This window comes from Pontibacterium sp., assembly GCF_041587635.1.
Lineage (GTDB): Bacteria > Pseudomonadota > Gammaproteobacteria > Pseudomonadales > Balneatricaceae > Pontibacterium.
On record NZ_JBFGYC010000608.1, the window covers coordinates 1 to 2,295 of the forward strand.

A 2,295-nucleotide genomic window follows, 5' to 3' on the forward strand; every position below is an offset into this window, starting at 1 on the left:
GGGTAGTCTTCCAGACTACCGGTCGGATGAATCCGACCCTACAGTTGATAAAAATACCAACGCAGATGCGTCCCGCAGGTTCAGACAAGCACACTATCCCCAATACCCAGACACAAAAAAAGCGCCGGATTCTATGCGAATCGGGCGCTTTTCTATCCGAGCGGTTTGGCTTAGTCGACCAGGCCGTACTGCTCACGCAGGATCTCAACGATCTCTGCTTTTGGATTCTCAGACAGAGTCAGTTTCTCGCCTGTGATCTTCTCAGCGATACCCACATAAGTATCAGATACTTTCTGGATCAGTGCCGCAGGCAGCTCGTTGTCACGTGCCAGAGCGTAACGCTCTTCCATACGATCTTTGTTAACCAGAATGTCTGAATCAGGGAAGTGGCTCAGCAGCTCCTGACGGAAGACCTCTTTGGAGTTCTCGATCACTTTACCTTCACGGTAAGAGGCGCCATCCCAAATACGGGAAGAGTCAGGCGTACCTACTTCATCCATGTAGATCAGGTTTTCGTTACCGTCTGCGTCGGTTACGTAACCAAATTCGAACTTGGTATCAACGAAGACCTGATCGATCTTCTCCAGCTCAGCGCTGATCACATCAAAGCCTTCTTTCAGCAGCTTTTCGTACAGATCGATATCTGCTTCGCTGCGGAACTGGAACGCTTCAAAGTTGTTCACGATGTCGTTACGTGTGATGTTCACGTCGTCGACTTCAGGTACACCCGGGATATCTTTCAGGATACCTTTGGTGGACGGGGTGATCAGCAGCTCAGGCAGCTTCTGATCTTTGTTCAGGTCGTCTGCGATTTCGATACCACAGAACTCACGCTCGCCTTTAGCGTATGAACGCCACATGGAACCGGTGATGTACTGACGGCAGATCGCTTCGATCATGACCGGCTTCGCTTTCTGTACAACCCAAACTAATGGGTGTGGGATGTCCAGGATGTGGCTATCAGCCAGTCCCTGTTCACGGAACAGTTTGAACCAGTGGTTGGAGATCGCGTTCAGTGCAGCGCCTTTACCCGGTACGCCCTGCATGCCACCTTCACCGGTCCAGATGCATTCGAATGCAGAGATACGGTCACTGATGACCATCACGGCCAGCTCTGCATCTTCGTGAACGTTGTAGCCTTTCTCTTTGATCAGGCGACGGCTGTCTTCTTTCGTCAGCCAGTAAACGGAACGGACTTTACCACTGTGTACCGGTGCATCGGTACGGATTGGCAGATCGTTATTTACTGCCAGTACTTTATCAGCAAGACTCATTGCAAAACTGTCCTGTTATCTCTAGATCAGAAAGGCCACCCATCAAATGGAAAGCCCGGAAATTCGAAACGCGCGATTCTACCAGATTGAAAATTGAGAGACACGTTTTTTAGATGCAGTTTGCGACTGAAGAGTGGTGTTCTGAATTTAATTCAAGGAGATCGACACATGCTGCATCACAGCGACATGTGCCGATTTTAGGGTAAAAGGCATTATTTGGCAGAGGTCACAATGTCCGCTTTAGTTGTTGCAACAATGGCTATCAGCTCCTGCTGCTCTTTTTCCGGGACATCAAATTTCGCCAGCGTGACTTTAAAATCCGCCACCATCGCATCCCATTCCTGCGATGTGATGTTGAGATGAACATGGGAATCCTTCATGGAACGGCCGGTATACTTCTCAGGCCCGCCGGTTACTTCACTTACCATCATGGTGACATGAAACTTAAGACCCGCCTTGGGGACACGATCTCTGGAGGATTTAATCGCCGGATTGGCATTCAGTACATCATTCACCAGAAGACGTTCAATAAAGTCATCCACCACCGAGGCTATCGCGTAGGCGCCACCTAACCGGTTATAGAGCGATGGTTCTGACTTTTGATCACCCGCATGTATGAACGGAGCGATCAAAATCAGCAACACCGCCATCACCACCGAGGTACCCACGTGTCGTATAGATTGCATAACATCTGTCCTCTTCGTCTTGACCTCTACAGCCTGGTCAGTTGATATGCAGAAGGTTGAGCTCACTCCAATAAGGGACCGGCATCTGGCGACACTGGAGCACAGCTATTCACCTATCAAAGTATAGCTGCGTGACACGCTGTCTAGTGTCGCGTTCACGTTGCACCAAGGCCGTGCGAAACCCGCTCTAGTGGTCTGAAGTACGAACGATCTCTTCCAGACCAATCCCCGGACAGATGTGGTCGTTAATGTAATCGATCAGATTGGTGGCGACATGCCTGATCCGCTTATCGATCATCTCATCGGTGCATTGCCCTTGCTCATCAAACACACCC

2 protein-coding genes are annotated in these 2,295 nt (G+C 50.0%); both read right to left on the reverse strand.

The annotated features are described in order from the left end of the window. Positions 1-170: 170 nt before the first annotated feature. On the reverse strand, positions 171-1,274 hold the full coding sequence (locus ABYW01_RS19730) for a phosphoribosylaminoimidazolesuccinocarboxamide synthase (protein WP_372836097.1): 1,104 nt from the start codon (positions 1,272-1,274) through the stop codon (positions 171-173). Between the two features lie 212 nt (positions 1,275-1,486). After that, the gene (locus tag ABYW01_RS19735; protein WP_372836099.1) at positions 1,487-1,960 is read right to left on the reverse strand and encodes a group 1 truncated hemoglobin; all 474 of its coding nucleotides are present in this window, start codon (positions 1,958-1,960) and stop codon (positions 1,487-1,489) included. Positions 1,961-2,295: the final 335 nt, after the last annotated feature.